Raw genomic sequence first — 17,340 nt, forward strand, 5'->3', positions numbered from 1 at the left:
TAATAGAAAAGATGGTTCTTAGTAATGATTCATGCGAGTACCGGAAAAGCTGTAATTGACATCGCCACTCCTAAAAACAGGGCAAATGCCGTGAATGAAACATCCGCATTGAAAACCAACAGGTAGAGCAGCAAAGACAGCAGTGCCTCCAGGGAAAAAGGCACCAGAATACTGACGTGAGAAGTCAGCACGGCAATATCAAGCTAACTCTTGAGGTACTGGGGGTCTAGCTCCAGCCCGATCAGAAACACGAAAAATCAGCCCAATTTGGGACAAAATCCCCAGATACGGCACTGCATGAGCCGGAAACAAAGCCCTTCCCAGATTGGGTGCAACCAGCCTCAACAGCGATGGCCCCAGCATGATTCCAGCTACAATTTCGCCAATCACCAACGGCTGATGGATCTGGCGAAAAGCCAACCCAACCAGACGGGATAACCTGATGACAATCAGAATCTGAAGCAGGACTAGAACAACCGTGTCGAGATGCATGGTGGGAGAGAGGGGGAGAGAGAGGGTGGAGAAGTGGGAGGGTAATGGAGTGAGGGAGTGGGGGAATGATGGAGTAGGGGAGTGGGGGAGTAAAGAAACCTCATCCTATCCCCCATTCCCCCTATCACCCACACCTCACCTCTCTCTACCAACTAAACAACCAACAACTAACAATTAACAACTGAATCTCATTTCCCTTTCAGCGATCGCCCACGCCACGTCCAGCCCCAGCCGGTTTCAGTTTTGATGATGGAGCCAAGGGCGATCGCGGCCACTAAGATGCCTCCTAGGCTAGTTAGCCACCAATATCGCGGTGGAATGGCAGTTATCTCTTTGATGGTTTGCCGCAATTCATACTGAAGCACTATCGTGGCAAAAGCAACTCCAACCGCCAGCCAGCCCAGCCAGTTCAACCCCATGAAGATGGCCTGGCCCAGGAGAAAAACTAAAACCAACCAGGGCAGGGCACAAAGCCAAACAACGATCCCAGCCGTGTATAAGGTGACTGGCAGATTGCGACGAGAGCCGAGATACCAGTTTTTTGTCCAGCCTTCCCAGACCGCTGCCCAGGAGGGGTACATTCGTACCGATGCCAGGTCGTGTCCTATTGCATACTTCAGCGCCAAGCCTTTCTGTTTGACTCGTCGCGCCAGTTCTACGTCTTCTACCACCTGGCGGGCAACTGCTCGATGCCCGCCCAATGTTTCGTAGGCACTCCGCCGAAACAGCATAAATTGACCATTGGCAAAAGCAACTTCGCTGGTAGGATCGCTTACCTCAGAAAAATCGAACCCTACTGCCAGCAGAGCCAGAATCAACGGTTGCACCAACCACTCTCCCAAACAACCACAGACTACCTGGGGACAGAGCGTCAGTAAATCAATAGCTTCAGTTTGCATGGTGTAGATCGCTGTTGCGATCGCCCCCGGCTTCAAACGCACATCTGCATCCAGGAATAACAGGAACTCTCCCCTGGCTTGCTGTGCTCCTTGAAAACAGGCCCAGTTTTTCCCTATCCAACCCTCATCCTGGGGGCGAGGCTGCCCCACCAGGATATTGAAGCGGGGATCGTTCAGGGTCGTTTGTAACGTCTGAGCAATTTCCAGGGTGCGATCGCTGGACTGATCATCCACTACCCAAACGGTGATCGATTCCGTTGCCGCTTCCGTACTTTCCAGCACCGAGGTGACACAACCCTCAATATTGTCTGCCTCGTTATAGGCAGGAATGATTACAGCAACCTTCGCTCCCCTGGCTTGAGCGTCTTGATCAGAGCTGAGAGGCTCCAAGGCCAGGCACTTACCCAGAATTTGAAGCCTGGGAGCCGACTTTGCAACCTGGTGCAATTTGGCTAGTTGAATACTGATTCCAATCAAAGCCAGGACTAATGCAGCCAGAACAATCACGATTTCACATGCCTCCAGTTCTTCTATAGCGCTCACAAATAATTGGCTCTCCTGATAGTTTGGTGATATAGCGGTAGTCATTGTGGTTAGGACGAAGTGCAGGGGTGGAACCCCTGGCTGGGGGCGAAGCCCCCACTCCCTCTCTAATTCCAATGTCCTAATGCACCCGCGTAGAGCTATAAGTGATGCTTATTACCAAACCAAAATCAATTTTCCAGAGATTTTATCGGGATAACGAAGTGGCTTATGCTACTCTTTCACCGGCAAGCCAGGAGAACCAAATAGTTTATGAACAAAGGGGGAAAAGCCTCTATACAGGGGGAGAACCCCTGCACCCTGTTCAAACTTCAAGCAGGATCGCTATAACAGCAATGACTTCCTTCTTATAACGCGCGGCAATACCAGATAATTAGGATAAAATTTAGTTAAGACTTGTTGCCTTCCAAAAGATTCTTTGCATTGAGGTATAGCTTCTTTAGAAAGATTTAGATTTCGTGTTTATAATTTGTACAGAAAACTTCTGAATGGTTACTATAGCGTTCACAAATAGCTTGTGAACAAGGGGAGTGGAAACCCTGCACCCCGTTCAAATTTCAAGCAGGATCGCTATAATGACCAGCCGCTGTAAAAGTTATCCCTTTGAATGATGCCCCGGATACTCGTCATAGACGATGACCCCTCAATTTCGGAACTGGTCGCCGTAAATCTAGAAATGGCTGGCTACGATGTCAATCAAGCTAGTGATGGCGTCAAAGGTCAGGCAATGGCTCTCCAGCTACAGCCCGATTTAATCATGCTGGATTTGATGCTGCCAAAGGTAGATGGGTTCACCATTTGTCAACGCCTGAGGCGAGATGAGCGCACCGCAGACATTCCAGTATTGATGCTGACAGCTTTGGGGCAAACTCAAAACAAGGTCGATGGCTTTAATGCAGGGGCTGATGACTACTTAACCAAACCCTTTGAAATTGAAGAAATGCTGGCACGGGTACGTGCTCTGCTGCGTCGAACTGATCGCATTCCTCAGGCTGCTAAGCACAGCGAAATTTTGAGCTATGGCCCTCTCACCCTTGTACCGGAGCGGTTTGAAGCGATCTGGTTTGATCAGACGGTCAAGTTAACCCATCTGGAGTTTGAGCTGCTTCACTGCCTGCTTCAACGGCACGGGCAAACCGTTTCTCCCAGCGAAATTCTAAAAGAGGTTTGGGGGTATGATCCCGATGATGATATTGAGACCATTCGCGTTCATGTCCGTCACTTAAGGACTAAACTAGAACCCGATCCCCGCCATCCTCGCTACATTAAAACAGTGTATGGTGCAGGCTACTGTTTGGAACTGCCTGCTTCTGGACAGAATGCAGACAGCGAAGAATCTTTAGCCGGTTAATTTTGCAGTAACGCAAGCGGAACTTGGTTTGAGTGTAACGGTATCAACGTCCCCCTACCGGTTCAGTTGGTTCGACTGGTTTTGCCTGTGGTATCCCCCCGGTTGGTTAATCCTGTTTAATCGCCACTGGCAGCATTACAAAACTGACCCAGACGGTTGGAAGTGGTTTGAGTATGGGCTATTTTTGCTGCCCTGCGGATTCTATATTGCCCTGTTCATTCGCTGGCTGAGGCTTGGGTGTCGGGCTCCGGCATCGAATCAGGTTGAGCCTGACCCGGTTTACCAAAAAGCGTTTCAGCAGGAGATACTGGCTCCAATTTTGAAGCACTACTTTCGGGGAGTACTGTACCAAACCGAGAATCTTTTTGTATCGGGTCCGTTGATTGTTGCTATGAACCATGCGGGAATGTGTTTCCCCTGGGATTTTATGGGGTTGGGTCTGTTGCTATCCCAGGTACAGGAGCGATTTGTTCAGCCCCTGGCGCATCCAATCTTTTTTGACCATCCCTGGTTGGTGTGGTGGTTACCACGAGGCTGGGCGCAGGTCCTGGGCGGAGTGCGGGCGGAACGGCAGAGTTTTGAAGCTGCGCTAGCCTCCGTCTGTGGCGATCGCACCCTCGAAGCAACGCCAGAACCGATCGTCAAGGACGTTGTCTTACTCTATGCCCCAGAAGGCTGGCGCGGATTGGCCAAAGGTTGGCAACAGCGGTATCAGTTAGCCTCTTTTGACCCCAGCTTTGTCCGCCTCAGTTTGCGTTACCGGGTTCCGATTGTACCAGTCATCTGTATCGGCAGCGAATACCTCCATCCCTATACCTTCAATGTAAGGCGATTGGCGCAATGGCTCAAGCTGCCCATGTTTCCCATTTCTCCTCTCATTCTGGCTTTTCTCCTGTTTCCGTCGTTGGGAGTCTGGGCAGTCAGAACTCGTTTGCAATATTTTATTCAGCCTGTCTGGCGACCGTGGGAAGAAGACGCTAATGGAGCGACAGGTGAGGGGGAATCTGAAACAGGCAGGTGCCACGGGTGGGGGAGTTGTGGCAAGGGGCAGCGTTCCCAGCGGGCCATCAGCTACCAGATGGCGGAGGGGTTGCGATTGCGCCTCCAGGCGGAAATTGACCAGATTCGCAAACGACTACACGACTTGACCGGAACATAAGGCATCATAAAGATCAGCGGTTATTGCGTTATTGAATTTGGTTCACAGAAGCTCCATGTCTACTCCCAAAAGCGGCGCTGAAATTCGTCAGGCGTTTCTCGATTTTTATGCAGCCAGAGGACACAAAGTTCTTCCCAGCGCGTCCCTCGTACCGGAAGACCCCACTGTGCTGCTGACGATCGCCGGAATGCTGCCCTTCAAGCCGATCTTTTTGGGACAGCGAGCGGCGGAGTTTACCCGGGCTACGACATCGCAAAAGTGTATCCGCACCAATGACATTGAGAATGTGGGACGCACCGCCCGGCACCACACTTTCTTTGAGATGCTGGGCAATTTCAGCTTTGGCGACTATTTCAAGTCCCAGGCGATCGCCTGGGCCTGGGAACTTTCCACCAAGGTTTATGGCTTTCCACCAGAGCAGTTGGTGGTCAGCGTCTTTGAAGATGACGACGAAGCCTTTGCCATCTGGCGGGACGAGATTGGCATTCCGGCTCACCGCATCCAGCGCATGGGCGAAAAGGACAACTTCTGGGTTTCGGGTCCCACGGGTCCCTGCGGTCCCTGCTCCGAGATTTACTACGACTTCAAGCCCGAATTGGGGGATGATTTCATCGATTTAGAAGACGACAGTCGCTTTCTGGAGTTCTATAACCTGGTGTTCATGCAGTACAACCGGGATCCGGAAGGCAGGCTGACCCCCTTGCAAAACAAGAACATTGATACCGGCATGGGACTGGAGCGGATGGCGCAAATCCTCCAGAAAAAGCCGAACAACTACGAAACTGACCTGATTTTCCCAATTGTCCAAAAGGCAGCAGAGATTGCCGGGGTGAACTACGCCAAAGCCGATGAGCCAACCAGAGTGGCACTCAAAATCATTGGTGACCATACCCGTGCGGTAGTTCACATGCTGGCCGATGGTATCGTTGCCTCCAATGAAGGGCGGGGCTACGTGCTGCGGCGGCTGATCCGGCGGGTCATTCGCTACGGGCGGTTGATTGGGATCAATAAGGAATTTACGCCTCAGGTGGCGGAGACCGCGATCGCCCTCTCCGAAACGGCATACCCGAATGTACGAGTGATGGAGCGCACGATTAAAGTCTCCCTGCAACGAGAAGAAGTCCGCTTCCTTAAAACGCTGGAGTTTGGTGAACGCGAACTGACAGGCTTGATTGAGAAGTTGGGTCCCGGTGGGCAAATTCCTGGCGTGAATGCCTTTATCCTCTACGACACCTACGGCTTTCCGCTGGAACTGACCCAGGAAATTGCGGCTGAAAAAGGGCTGACGGTCGACCTGGAAGGATTTGAGGAGGAGATGGAAAAACAACGCCGTCGCTCCCAAATGGCCCATGAAACTATCGATCTCACGGCTCAGGGCACCCTCGATACCCTGGCCGACCACATTGAAGAAACGGAGTTTTTGGGATACACCCAGCCCTCAGCGGCGGCTGTGGTGCAGGTGCTGATGGTGAATGGCAAACCTGTTCAGTCAGCCGAAGCGGGAACTGAAGTTCAGGTGGTGCTGGATCAAACCCCCTTCTACGCTGAGTCGGGAGGGCAGATTGGCGATCGCGGCTACCTTTCCGGTGACGATGTGCTGGTTCGGGTTGAGGATGTCAAGAAGGAATCCAGATTTTTTGTCCATTACGGGCGGGTTGAGCGGGGCATCCTCCATCCTTCTGATTCGGTGACTGCCCAAATCGATCTTGCCTGCCGTCGTCGGGCTCAGGCGCATCACACCGCTACCCATCTGCTGCAATCGGCTTTGAAGAAAATTGTGGATGACGGCATTTCCCAGGCGGGGTCGCTAGTTGCCTTTGATCGTCTCCGATTTGACTTTCACTGTCCTCGTCCGCTCACCCCAGAAGAATTGCAGCAGATTGAGGATCAGGTCAACACCTGGATTGCCGAAGCCCATACCGCTCAAACCTATGTCCTGCCCCTGGCTGAGGCAAAGGCACGGGGTGCGATCGCCATGTTTGGCGAGAAGTACGGCAGTGAAGTCCGCGTTCTGGATGTTCCCGGCGTCTCCATGGAACTGTGCGGCGGGACTCATGTCAACAACACCGCCGAAATTGGCTTGTTCAAGATTGTCTCTGAATCGGGTGTAGCTGCTGGCATCCGCCGAATTGAAGCGGTGGCCGGTCCTGCCGTGCTGGAGTATTTGAACGTGCGCGATGGGATTGTACGCGATTTGAGCGATCGCTTCAAAATCAAACCTGAAGAGATTCCTGACCGCATCACCGCCTTGCAGAATGAGTTGAAGACGACTCAGAAACAACTCGATACCCTGAAAGGACAGCTTGCCCTCGTCAGGGCCAATGAACTGCTGGCCAAGGCAAAAACCATTGGCGATTTCCAGGTTCTGGTTGCCCATCTGGATGGGGTTGATCCTAACTCCCTCATGACTGCCGCTGAACAGTTGCAACAGAAGCTTAAGAGTGGTGCAGTGGTTCTAGGTTCTGTACCGGAGGAAGGGAAAGTTAGTCTGGTGGCCGCATTCAGTCCTGAAGTGAACAAGAGAGGCTTGCAGGCGGGTAAGTTTATCGGGGCGATCGCCAAACTCTGTGGTGGCGGCGGTGGCGGACGCCCCAACCTGGCTCAGGCAGGTGGACGTGACACCAGCAAACTTCCCGAAGCTTTAGCAGAAGCGAAAAAGCAACTGGAATCAGGTTTACAGCCAGTTTCAAATGAATAAACCACTCTTTAACCCCTAGCTCCTTAAAACTAGTGGGTCACTTGCTACGGTTGTAGCCATTACTGGTCTGCCGAAGCCAAAGTGGTCGCTTAGGAATGAGAATTAAATAACTCCGAAAACCTCACCCCGCCTTAATAAAATGACTTGGAGCCTGTCTTCCCCTTTGTAAGGGAAGCCAGGATGGTTCACTGAGTGCTCAGCAGCATAGACCCTACCTTTTTAAACATTCTTTTAATCCTGGAGAAATTTTAATCTGTAAGTAAGAAAACCAAGTTTCTTGAATTTCAGGCGCGATCGCGCAGTTTGGATATATGCTTCTGATAATCCTCTAGTGAGCTTCTCGGCAATTTTGAAATCGTTCACAACCCCTATCTGTTACAGATGGCAAGGAACGGACTGCAAGAAAAATGGGTGAGATTTAAATTTTTTCCAATCGGTCGTCCGTTTCTCCAAATGAGGAGTAACTTAGGAACGAGCTACTCGTGTTTTAATAACGAGTTTTAATAACGAGTTTGATCGCTCACGCGGGAATACTGACCGTTAGACGCAGGTAGCTATAGCCGCCAGGCTTAGGACAGATGCAGGGGTTCCACCCTTGGCTGGGGGCGAAGCCCCCACACCCCCTTAAAACCAAGGTTCTAAACAACCTGGCGATAGCTATAAGTAAACTTCAACACTCCTCCAGGAGTAGGTTAGAGGAAACCATTCATGGGGCAACTGGGCGCACAATCAGGGATGGGATCAGACGATGCTCGGAAGGTCAGAGAAGCTCTGCAAATGGTCACCCAAGATTTGCAGGGGTTGCACAGTGGGTTAATTACTCAACTATCGGAAGAAGTGGCACGACTTCAGGCAGAAAAATCTCGTCTGATGTCTGATATTGAAAAACTGCAAACCTATCATCGGGCATTGCAGTCTCGCCAGCTAGAATCCCTCTCTCAACAGCAAATTGCCCAACAGCAGCTCTGGGCTAAACAACTGGCACAAATTTTAGCCCACCATTTGCAAGCCCAAATCGCGGAGCGGCTGAATCAGATTGCGGTGAAAGCGAACCAATCAACCGTAATCGCCTCAGCTGACCAGTCTGCCCTGCCTGCGGTCAATAGCCACAGTGAAAATGCTCAACGATTGCTCTCATCACTGGATGCAACCTTTAGTGACACGTTTAAGACCTTGCAGCGAGAGTTAAACACCTACCAGAGTTCTCTTTCGCAACAAATTAACCGGATGCATACTCTGGAGCAGCAGGGAGAAGCCATTTTAGAAGCTCTGATCAATCGCTTGAGGGAACAACTTCAAGCGGAATCGGGCAAAGTGCAGCTCCCGGCCCCTCCTCCCTATTCTCCCCCTCATGCTGGAGAGCGCACCTACCCCCCTCAAACCGAAAGCCACTATTCCCAAACGGCTGGGAATGATTTTCCAACACCTTCCGGAGGGCACTATCCTTTACCGGAAAGTCGTTATCCGACAGATTTGGAAAACCATTATTCAGCTTCGTTAGAGAATCGCTATCCAGCAGCCCCGGGAAATGGCTCTCTCACCACTCCAATGAGCCATACCTCTCATGCCTCTACGGCTCAACGCCCCTCCCCACCAACCCTCTCATCAACGTTGAGTTTTCCGGCAACTCCAGCTGCCCTATCTTCCAAACCCAAAAAGGACATTTCTCACTTTCAGGTGGGACTGGCATTAGTCCTGATTTCCACGATCGCCCTATCGTTTCACAATGTAGTAGTGCGGATCATCGGCAGGGAAAGTACGGTTCTGGGATTGTTTACCACCGGCGGATTCATTCAGCTCGGCCTGGGAAACTCGCTGCTGATTCTGTGGCTGCGGATGCTGGTGGTGTTGCCGTTAATGATTCCGGTGGCGATGTTTCTCCACCCGCCAGTATGGCGAGACGTGCGAAAGTTCTTGGATGCCGAAGACCGCCGTCCCCTGTTTAACGTGGTCAGCAGTGGTTTTTTCCTGTTTTTGTCCCAAATTTTGATCTACATTGCGATCGGGCAAATTGGAGCAGGTCCAGCGGTGACGATTTTGTTTATGTACCCGATTGTAACGGTGCCGCTAGCGTGGTTTCTGTTCGGCGATCGCCCTACCTCGCTGCGCTGGATTGTGATGGCTACGATTTCTTTAGGGGTGATTTTAACAGCGCTTCCCACCTTCGCTGCTACCAGCAATGTAACGGGAGGGGGAGTGCTAACAGCAATTCTGGCGGGGGTTGCCTTCGCTTTCTACCTTCTCTTCATGCAGCTTGGGTTCAAAAAACTGCATCCAATTCCGGTCAGCCTGATTCAGTTTTTCACTATCTTTGTTCTAACCAGTGTCATCTTGCTTCTGCCGCTTAATTTGGGAGTGCGCGTTGATAATCCTACCGGCTTTGTGCTCAGCGGAGTTGTCCTGGGTGCGCTAACTCTGGTGGGCTATTTGACCAATAACTTTGGCGTGCGCTTTATGGGAGCCGCCCGTGCCTCAATCATTGCCTCCAGTGGGCCTGTGATCACAGCCTTTCTTGCATGGTTATTTATTCAGAGCCCACTCCAGTTTGTTCAAATTCTGGGGATTCTGCTCGTAACGGGTGGGGTTACGGCTCTCAGCTTTGAACGAATGAAGGCACAACCTCCAGCGTCAAAGTCAACGAATGGCAGTATGCGCAGATAGCTTTCGACGATATTTAACCTCCAAGCAGAATGGCGATGGTAGCTGCAAATCTGTCAAGTTCAATGGGCTTTGTTACATGCATCTGGAATCCAACTTCTAACACTTTTTGATAATCAATTTCCTGATAATCAATTTCGCCATAGTCATAACGATTGGCAAGGCCTTTAAACAAAAAACAGGATTGTCATCAGGGGCAGGGTCACCGTTAAACTGGTTCCCTGTCCCTCACCGCCACTTCTTACCTGAATTCGCCCCTGGTGTAAATCCACAAGTTGCTGTGCAATCGCTAACCCCAGCCCCAATCCTCCGTGTTTTCGGGTAGTCGAGCTATCGGCCTGGCGAAAATAGTCAAACACAAATGGCAAAAACTCTGGCTTGATTCCTTCACCAGTGTCTTTTACTTCAACAATGGCCTCACTCCCCTTGTAGAAAAGCCTGATCTCAACTCGTCCCTCTGGTGGAGTGAACTTAATTGCATTTGAAAGCACATTTTGAATAATTTGTTGCAACCGGACAGAATCTCCAGAAACAGGGCAATCTGCCTCATCCAGATGGGTTCTGATTTGAATCGCTTTTGCATCTGCGCGTCGTGTTGTAATTCCTGAATGGCAGTTTGAATAATGGGTTGGAGAGCAACGGCGCGCTTGTCTAACAACAGCTCGCCCCGGAGTAGGCGTGAAATATCGAGGAGTTCTTCAATCGGACGGGCCTGCAACCTGGCATTACGCTCGATGGTTTCCATAGCTCGTCCGGTGGTTACCTCATCAAATTTTTTAGAACGCAGGTTTTTTGACCAGCCCAAAATTGCGTTGAGGGGAGTCCGTAACTCAACTGTAATCACAGCCCGCTCTGGCAACGTTGTTTCTGAGGTGGCAGTTGGGTGAGTAGATGAATCCTCGGTTGCAGGACGGGTGGATACTTGACAACGAATGGTGCCCCCTTCTAGTGTGAACTTAAAGGCGTTGGAAAGGAGATTCAAAAGAACCCGTTGTAGCTTGGAACTGTCTAACTGAGCGGGGAGGGTTTTTGGCGTTTCCAGCGTAAATGAGATTTGGCGTTCCTGAGCCAGACCATCAAAGTTAGCAGCCGTAACAGAGACCAGTTGGGCCAGGTCAACATTGGCATAGTTGATTTCCATTTTGCCCGCTTCTAGTTTGGCGACATCCAGCAAATCGTTCACTTGCTTCAGCCGCAGACGTGCATTTCGATTGATCACTGTTAAGCAACAGTGCTGCTCTTCAGTCAGGTTTTCACTGTTTAATAAGCTTTCGGTTGGACCCAGAATCAGGGTTAGGGGGGCGCGCAGCTCATGGCTGACATTCGCAAAGAACTGAGTTTTGACCTAATCCAGTTCTTTTAGCTGACTATAGAGCGTTTCAAGTTCCCGATTGGCCATTTCCAGGTGGAGCCGTCGTTTTTCAGATAGCTTTGCTGTTTCCACCAGAGCCAGCACTTTGGGAACTAGGGATGGTAAAACAATAGCTGTCGAAACAGAGGCGATCGCCGTTACTACTTTCAGTGCCACGGAGAGCCAGTAGGTTGGGTGCCACAGTTTCCATATGGCTACAGCATGGGTGCTACTACAGGCAACGATGAACATACCGAAGGCGAGAAACATCCAGTGGAAGGGAATTTCCCGGCGAGTTTCATACACCAGGTAAGCCTGGGTTGCCGAGATGGCGATGTAGGCCAGAGCGATGAGGGAGTCAGACGTTAGATGCAGCCAGACCAGACTTGGCTTCCAGAGATAACAATGACCATGGGGAATGAACCCATTCACAGCCAAAAATGGCTGAAACCATTGTGAAAATACTAGCAAAGCACTTGTACTCTAACTGTACAATAGCTTTTACTAACAAAAGAACTTTGCTAATTAAGCTTCAAAGCATAGTGATTTGTGATGCATTTCCTTAACTCATTACTAGGACGCCGTCCCGAACAAGTTAAAGCAACGGTTGAAATCTATACCTGGCAGACCTGCCCCTATTGCATTCGGGCCAAGATGTTGTTGTGGTGGAAGGGCGTTAAATTTACGGAGTACAAAATTGACGGCAATGGTGCTGCCCGGTTCAGAATGGCAGCACGCGCCAATGGACGTCGTACCGTACCTCAAATCTTCATTAATCAACAACACATCGGCGGCTGTGAAGACCTCTACCGTCTGGATACTGAAGGCAAACTGGATGGATTGTTGGCGCAGCCTGCTTTGCAGGATGGGGGATGGGGGATGGGGGGATGAGTGGATGAGTGGATGGGTTTTCGGGTTTGTCAATTTTTTTGTAGTAATCCTGGAAAGGGGGTCGAGGGAATCAGGGTTTCGAGGAGTCAGAGCTCCGTTTCTAAAACACCCTCAGGTTTTCAGTTCTAAGTAACTCCCAATACCTGCCTAACCCCTAACCCCTGACTCCTAACTCCTGACTCCTAACTTTAATTTCTTTCCTCTTTCCCCCTCTCCTCTCCCTCTCCCCTTGTCCCTTTTCCCTCCTGCCGAAAACCCTGAATACTTGGTTCATCGACGCTGGATGGAGCGGGCGATCGCTCTTGCTCAGGCGGCAGGCGAGGCAGGGGAGGTTCCGGTGGGAGCCGTCGTGGTGGCGGATGGAAAGGCGATCGCAGAAGCTGAAAATCGCCGCGAGCGGGACCATGATCCTACTGCCCATGCTGAAATTTTGGCTTTAAGAGCAGCGGGTAAAGTACTGAACAACTGGCATCTTAACGACTGCACCCTTTACGTCACCCTAGAACCCTGCCCCATGTGCGCTGGAGCCCTCATTCTTGCCCGGTTGGGTTTGCTGGTTTATGGAACCGATGACCCCAAAACTGGGGCAGTCCGTACTGTGATTAATCTGCCGGACAGTTCCTGCTCTAACCATCGGCTGGCGGTAATTGGTGGTATTCTGGAAGTCTTGTGCCGTGAGCAACTACAGTCCTGGTTTGCTCAACGGCGGCATCGTGAGTTGGGAAGGGGCTCATGCCACCAATGAAAGTGTCCTCAGCATAGGGGGGATTTAATCCGGTGATATTTAGGGTAGAGATAGGCAATGTCTTCGCATCTTACCAGTCCCTGCTCGCGCTATGAGTCCGTTCGATTTTATGACCCCGCTGGAAACCACTGTCCAGCGGTCTTCACGTTCTAATCGCCAGTCCTCAAATTCTTCCCAGGCTCAGGTACACCCATCTGAACTTGGTCGTATTTACTGGCAAAGCCTGATCGTTAATGCAGCCAAGTTTTCCGTTCGAGCCAGGTCTTCGACAGCCGCATCCCTACGTCCGGCTCAATTTCTACCATGGCTGGCCTCACTCGTCTACCGATTGGGCCGATACATAGTGATTCCAGCCTATTTTAAGAGCATAGAAGTCACTGGGCGAGAGCATGTCCCTCTATCTGGACCGGTCATTTTGGCTCCTACTCATCGATCTCGTTGGGATGCGTTTTTGGTTCCCTATGCAGTTGGACATGATATCACAGGGCGGCATCTGCATTTTATGGTTTCAGCCGATGAGGTGGTTGGCTGCCAGGGCTGGCTGATCCGTCATTTGGGCGGCTTTCCAGTAGATACCAGACGGCCAGGGGTTGCCAGCCTCCGCCACGGAGTTGAGCTGTTAAAAGCAGGCAAAATGCTCGTTATTTTCCCGGAGGGCGACATCTTTCGGGGAGATGAGGTGCAACCACTAAAGCCAGGTCTGGCACGCCTGGCTCTCCAGGCAGAAACCATTCAACCAGGTCTGGAGATCCAGATTATCCCAATCCACCTGCATTACAGTCACCCGATGGTTCCCTGGAAAAGTCGCGTCAAGATCCAGATTGGGGCACCTTTACGGGTTGCGAACTATCACCTGGGCGCCCCCAAGATTGATGCCCAGCAACTTACCTCTGGCTTACTCGAATCCTTAAGAGAATTAGCTAATACCAGTTCAATATGAGGATGCGTAGAATTAGAGCCCTCTGTAGTCCACCTTGGTAAGGGGGGACAGCGACAACTGGGGGTTAATAATGTACAGCTTCATAAAACATTGCTACAACAATCTATAGCTAGCATGGGGGCCTCTTCAACAACTTCTCAGCCGTCATTCCCACCCAAAAGCCGAATAGGAGCAGGAAGAAAGTTTCAACAACAGGATTTGCATCAAGTACCCACGACAGACCAATCCCTGATAACCCAATCAAAATGTAGAAAGTCTTGAGCGATCACGAACGCTGCTTGATACCTTGAATTGGCGCAAACTCTTGGCGATTAAACTTCACAATACGCTACCCTATCAAGCCAGGAATAATGCATTCCCTCTTGAATCACCTGATGGCTAGCGTACTTGCTTATGAATTGGGTAGTCAATCAGAGAAACAAATAAAGCACAAATCAGTGCATAGCCAGTAAAGAAAGCTGTAATTTCTAACATAGAAACACCTTCCTCATTAAGCATTGTAATGAAGATTTAAAGGTTGTGATGAAGGGGTTTAAGAAGTGAAACAAATACGGCGCACACTAAGGCATAACCTGTTAAAAAAGCAGCAACTTCGAGCATAAAACGCTCCTTTATCTATAAAAGTAAACCTATGTTCTTATGTTCTTAAGATAGGGCAAAGCATTCAACCCGACATCCCCCTCAAGGGGTCATCCTGTTGGATGAGGCTCGGAGAAAAATGACACAAACTCACCCATTCAGATGAGACTTTAAGGTGATGTGGTATCCATAGTTCAAGCCGTATCTTAGAAACATTCAGGGATGAATTGAACTAATGATAAATAACCCCCTAGAGGGTGATCTTATGCAACTGTGATCTTATGCAACTGATGTATCGTGGAGTCAAGTACGAACCTAAAGCCCCTGAAATCTCTATAGTTCCAGGGAAAGCGATAGGGTGCTATCGTGGCGTAGAACTACACGAACACCTGATTGTTAAGCATTAACTGTCAACTATTCGTTTCGGTTGAGACTCTCCCTAACCCCCTAGATAACCAGAAGGCGCTCAATTTGGGCGTCTTTTTTCTATCTTTGACAACACATCCTTGAACAACACAGCCCTAACAAGGCATCTCTAACGAGGCATCTCTAATAATGGATGAACTCCACTGTGCCCTGATCGAGGCATATACTTTAGCATCTACCTCTGCAAATTGTGTTTGGCAATCCCCTTGCTACGAGAGGCTTCAAAGTGTTGATAGATTTACCTCATGGTCTCCCCTAACTACAGCAGTCCTGAATTAGAAGATTGAGAGGCTTTGTGAGGAAGGATTCCTGCGGAATCCTTCCTCACAATCCAAGTAGGATCGCTATCAGATACCCAGAGTCAGTTGCCAGCTTTTCAGCATGCCGGTGTCTCCTGCGGCCAGGTCAACAATCTGCAATTCCCAGCTTCCTTGAGCAGGCTGGTTCAAAAAACGGCGTAGAAGCGGTGTGGTTTGTAGCGTATAGATGGTCTGAAGATTGCTCCTGCGCCCCAATGTACGCCCTTGCAGAAGTACGGTGTTACCGGATGGGGCAGTTAAGGCAATTTCCAGATCTCCCAGGAAACTGTGCTCAATCTCAACCCTGACTTGAACATCGCGTACCAGTCTCGGTTCAGAAAACCGAATCAGGCTTGTGACTCCATTGGCATTATTGTCTGGAATTGCTGCGCTGGTTGTATTCTGTTGCTGGACATAGCGAGAAGCGGCCACGATCGCCTGCTTTTGCTGCTGAACTGCTGCCTGAACTGCCTTAAATGCATTTACTTTGCCATAACCAAACCAGTCGCACCGCCCCCCAGCTTCGTAGGTTCCCTTGCGAAAGCCAAACTGAGGATCAGCGTCCGTATCCGTAATTTTGTCAGCCGTTTGTTGCAGGATTTGCTTGACCTCGAAGGCGGTGAGATCGGGGTTGACGGACAAAACTAGGGCGGCTACTCCAGCCACCAGCGGACAGGCACTAGATGTACCGCCGAAGTCGGTTGTGTAACTGCTGGGGTCATAACCTGGGGTACCGGAGCGATCAGCGGTGACAATCCCTAGTCCAGGGAAAGACCCTCTCACTTCTGGCGGAGTGTAGATAAATCCTGTTTCTTGCAACCCAATGCCTGGGGGAGCATTGTTGCTGGGTGCACAGACTGAAACCTCAGTGCCCCAATTGCTGTACGCCGCCTTTTTGCTCAGGCTGGTACAGGCCGAAACAGTGATGACATCTGGATGAACAGTAAATCCATTCAACCAGGCTGTTGGGCCACTCAAAACATTGTTGGGCCAGCCCCGTTCATTTACGATGCCATTGGTAGGACGGTTGGCATTGCCGGCAGCAAATACAATTACACATCCCTTCCCATTGCGCCCTTCGATCGCCGCCCGCGTCAGTGCAGCCCGCTGCCGCAACGAAAGGGGAAAGTAGACCGCCGCCGGACCCCAGCTACAGGAGATGACTGATGCTCCCCTGGAGATCGCCCAATCAAACAGTTCCTCGATCGCCTCATCATCCAGATAACCTGTTGTACGAATGGGCATCAGGGCACAACCGGGTGCAATGCCAACTGTTCCCACTCCATTTTCCTCGGCAACCGCAACCCCAGCACAGGAGGTGCCGTGGTTGTCCTCTACCTCTTCAGGCAAAGGCAAGAAATCATTTTGCTTCAAATCCCTGGGGGCAACAATTTTGCCCACTCCTTGAAACTCAGGATGTCTCAAATCAACCGAGTCATCCATGATCGCCACCACCACTGAACGAATGCCCCGTGTAATATCCCAAGCTTGCTCAGCAAACACATGGGAGCCTGCTGTTAGGTTGAGGCCCCCATTATGGTTCAGATGCCATTGTTTGGGATAAAGGGGGTCTTTAGGACGGTAGAGATGTTGGGTTCGCACAACCACATTCGGTTCAGCGGTCAGCACATCTGATCGCTGCATCAACCGATTCGCAATCTTCACTGGATTCTCCGTCGCTTCTGGCGTTGTCTCCAACACAAAGGTATTGGGAATTCCGACCACAGGTTTAACCTGGCGGAGGCCAACACTGGCAATGATTTGGGCGATCGCTTCCGCGCCAACCTGGGGCGCAAACTGGACTGTAATTTGATTCGTCACATACACCAGAGAACCGGGATCATCCTTTAAGTGATAAATATGAGTTACATAGTCAACCGTTTCAGCCTGCCGCATCTGCTGCATCACCGCATCCCGCTGTTGCGGATCAACCATAATTTCAGCCAGTTGCCCCGGTACCTGCTCCGGCTTCACCTGCGCTGGAAGCCCCTGCACCAGTTGCGCCAGATTTGCCTTATCTGAAGCATGGATGGCAAAACGGTCTGTCACTTTTTCCAGAAGCAACTCTTCTCCTCCCCGCTGCAAAACCTTGCCCACACTTGACTCAGGCATGGCTGCTCCCTGATTGCCCGGAACAGGACTTACTGGAGTTTGGTCCGTCATAAATCAATCCCTCAAAAGTTCCCAAAAGTTGCCCAACCGCCGTACCTGGCCTTAGATCATCGCCACCCAGACACAGAAGGGGCTGTCAGTGGTAAGATACGTAAGTCTCATTACCTATCCCATTTTCCCAATATCCACCTTTGCCA

Annotated in this window: 15 protein-coding genes and 1 pseudogene; 8 read left to right on the forward strand and 8 right to left on the reverse strand. The window is 50.7% G+C overall.

The features are described 5' to 3' along the window. Positions 1 to 29: 29 nt before the first annotated feature. From P4D80_RS11310 to P4D80_RS11320, 3 genes are all read right to left on the reverse strand, one after another. Positions 30 to 191 carry a hypothetical protein gene (locus tag P4D80_RS11310; protein ID WP_421659249.1) on the reverse strand — a complete coding sequence of 54 codons (162 nt, stop codon included), beginning with the start codon at positions 189 to 191 and terminating at the stop codon, positions 30 to 32. A gap of 7 nt (positions 192 to 198) precedes the next feature. Next, on the reverse strand, positions 199 to 492 hold the full coding sequence (locus P4D80_RS11315; protein WP_421659250.1) for a hypothetical protein: 294 nt from the start codon (positions 490 to 492) through the stop codon (positions 199 to 201). 188 nt (positions 493 to 680) lie between these two features. Next, positions 681 to 1,979, reverse strand: coding sequence for a glycosyltransferase (locus P4D80_RS11320; RefSeq protein WP_421659251.1), 1,299 nt, complete (start codon positions 1,977 to 1,979; stop codon positions 681 to 683). Between the two features lie 565 nt (positions 1,980 to 2,544). Here P4D80_RS11320 and P4D80_RS11325 point away from each other — a divergent pair. From P4D80_RS11325 to P4D80_RS11340, 4 genes are all read left to right on the forward strand, one after another. Next, entirely contained in the window at positions 2,545 to 3,285 is a 741-nt protein-coding gene (locus P4D80_RS11325; RefSeq protein ID WP_421659522.1) for a response regulator transcription factor, read from the forward strand. Positions 3,286 to 3,313: 28 nt separating this feature from the next. Further along, positions 3,314 to 4,444, forward strand: a complete 1,131-nt coding sequence (locus P4D80_RS11330) for a 1-acyl-sn-glycerol-3-phosphate acyltransferase (protein WP_421659252.1) — start codon at positions 3,314 to 3,316, stop codon at positions 4,442 to 4,444. Positions 4,445 to 4,499: 55 nt separating this feature from the next. After that, the gene (alaS, locus tag P4D80_RS11335) at positions 4,500 to 7,142 is read left to right on the forward strand and encodes an alanine--tRNA ligase (RefSeq protein ID WP_421659253.1); all 2,643 of its coding nucleotides are present in this window, start codon (positions 4,500 to 4,502) and stop codon (positions 7,140 to 7,142) included. A gap of 777 nt (positions 7,143 to 7,919) precedes the next feature. Beyond that, positions 7,920 to 9,803: an EamA family transporter gene (locus P4D80_RS11340; protein ID WP_421659254.1), complete on the forward strand. Its 1,884-nt coding sequence runs from the start codon at positions 7,920 to 7,922 to the stop codon at positions 9,801 to 9,803. 164 nt (positions 9,804 to 9,967) lie between these two features. Here the strand turns inward: P4D80_RS11340 and P4D80_RS11345 are convergent, their stop codons facing one another. From P4D80_RS11345 to P4D80_RS11360, 4 genes and pseudogenes are all read right to left on the reverse strand, one after another. Beyond that, positions 9,968 to 10,291, reverse strand: a complete 324-nt coding sequence (locus tag P4D80_RS11345; RefSeq protein WP_421659255.1) for a sensor histidine kinase — start codon at positions 10,289 to 10,291, stop codon at positions 9,968 to 9,970. After that, entirely contained in the window at positions 10,201 to 10,941 is a 741-nt protein-coding gene (locus tag P4D80_RS11350; protein WP_421659523.1) for a histidine kinase dimerization/phospho-acceptor domain-containing protein, read from the reverse strand. Before P4D80_RS11350 ends, P4D80_RS11345 begins: the two co-directional genes overlap by 91 nt. Before the next feature lie 15 nt (positions 10,942 to 10,956). Then, positions 10,957 to 11,130 (reverse strand): annotated as a pseudogene (locus tag P4D80_RS11355) (histidine kinase dimerization/phospho-acceptor domain-containing protein); the annotation flags it as partial. Positions 11,131 to 11,145: 15 nt separating this feature from the next. Continuing rightward, positions 11,146 to 11,622, reverse strand: a complete 477-nt coding sequence (locus tag P4D80_RS11360) for a hypothetical protein (protein ID WP_421659256.1) — start codon at positions 11,620 to 11,622, stop codon at positions 11,146 to 11,148. Between the two features lie 81 nt (positions 11,623 to 11,703). Between P4D80_RS11360 and grxC the strand changes: the two genes are divergently transcribed. The 4 genes from grxC (at position 11,704) to P4D80_RS11380 (ending at position 14,713) form a co-directional block, all read left to right on the forward strand. Next, the gene (gene grxC / locus P4D80_RS11365; RefSeq protein WP_421659257.1) at positions 11,704 to 12,042 is read left to right on the forward strand and encodes a glutaredoxin 3; all 339 of its coding nucleotides are present in this window, start codon (positions 11,704 to 11,706) and stop codon (positions 12,040 to 12,042) included. Between the two features lie 229 nt (positions 12,043 to 12,271). Further along, positions 12,272 to 12,787: a tRNA adenosine(34) deaminase TadA gene (gene tadA, locus P4D80_RS11370; RefSeq protein ID WP_421659258.1), complete on the forward strand. Its 516-nt coding sequence runs from the start codon at positions 12,272 to 12,274 to the stop codon at positions 12,785 to 12,787. A 91-nt stretch (positions 12,788 to 12,878) separates the two neighbouring features. After that, the gene (locus P4D80_RS11375; protein ID WP_421659259.1) at positions 12,879 to 13,727 is read left to right on the forward strand and encodes a lysophospholipid acyltransferase family protein; all 849 of its coding nucleotides are present in this window, start codon (positions 12,879 to 12,881) and stop codon (positions 13,725 to 13,727) included. A gap of 869 nt (positions 13,728 to 14,596) precedes the next feature. Continuing rightward, entirely contained in the window at positions 14,597 to 14,713 is a 117-nt protein-coding gene (locus P4D80_RS11380; protein WP_421659524.1) for a DUF4278 domain-containing protein, read from the forward strand. Positions 14,714 to 15,079: 366 nt separating this feature from the next. Here the strand turns inward: P4D80_RS11380 and P4D80_RS11385 are convergent, their stop codons facing one another. Next, on the reverse strand, positions 15,080 to 17,194 hold the full coding sequence (locus P4D80_RS11385) for a S8 family serine peptidase (protein ID WP_421659260.1): 2,115 nt from the start codon (positions 17,192 to 17,194) through the stop codon (positions 15,080 to 15,082). Between the last annotated feature and the right edge of the window lie 146 nt (positions 17,195 to 17,340).

Source organism: Leptothermofonsia sp. ETS-13, assembly GCF_049200465.1.
Lineage (GTDB): Bacteria > Cyanobacteriota > Cyanobacteriia > Leptolyngbyales > Leptolyngbyaceae > Leptothermofonsia.